This is a genomic window from Escherichia sp. MOD1-EC5189, assembly GCF_002966045.1.
Lineage (GTDB): Bacteria > Pseudomonadota > Gammaproteobacteria > Enterobacterales > Enterobacteriaceae > Escherichia > Escherichia coli_F.
The window spans coordinates 1-604 of record NZ_PTRX01000107.1 but is presented as its reverse complement, the minus strand read 5'-3'; the positions used below and the strand labels follow the sequence as shown (position 1 = coordinate 604).

The window sequence follows — 604 nt, the reverse complement described above, 5'->3', positions numbered from 1 at the left end:
GTCACTGCCAGCATCAGCAACAGCACTCTGAACCAGAACGTGACGTTTATTGCTGATGTCAGCACGGCGAAGATCGCGGATCTGGTGGTCATTAAGGACGGCTCAGTGGCAGATGGTGCGATGGCGAACACGCTGCGGGTGAAAGTCACCGACGCGTTCGGCAATGCGCTGGCCGGGCAGACGGTCAGCGTTTCAGCGGACAACGGGGCAGCGGTTGCCGCGACGGTTATCACCGGGCCGGACGGCACCGTGGAAATCTCCGTCACCAGCCAGACGGCGGGCATCAGTACGGTCACTGCCAGCATCAACAACAGCATTCTGAACCAGAACGTGACATTTATCCCGGATGTCAGCACCGCGAAGATCGCGGATCTGGTGGTCATTAAGGACGGCTCAGTGGCAGACGGTTCGACGGCGAACACGCTGCGGGTGAAAGTCACCGACGCGTTCGGCAATGCGCTGGCCGGACAGACGGTCAGCGTTTCAGCGGGCAACGGGGCAGCGGTTGCCGCGACGGTTATCACCGGGCCGGACGGCGCGGCGATAATCTCCGTCACCAGCCAGACCGCCGGAGCCAGTACGGTCACTGCCAGCATCAGCAACA

1 protein-coding gene is annotated in these 604 nt (G+C 61.9%); it reads left to right on the top strand.

Features of this window, described 5'->3' with window-relative positions:
- Positions 1–604, top strand: a 604-nt coding sequence (locus ATB02_RS25750) for an Ig-like domain-containing protein (RefSeq protein WP_198600609.1), incomplete at both ends; no start/stop codon positions are given.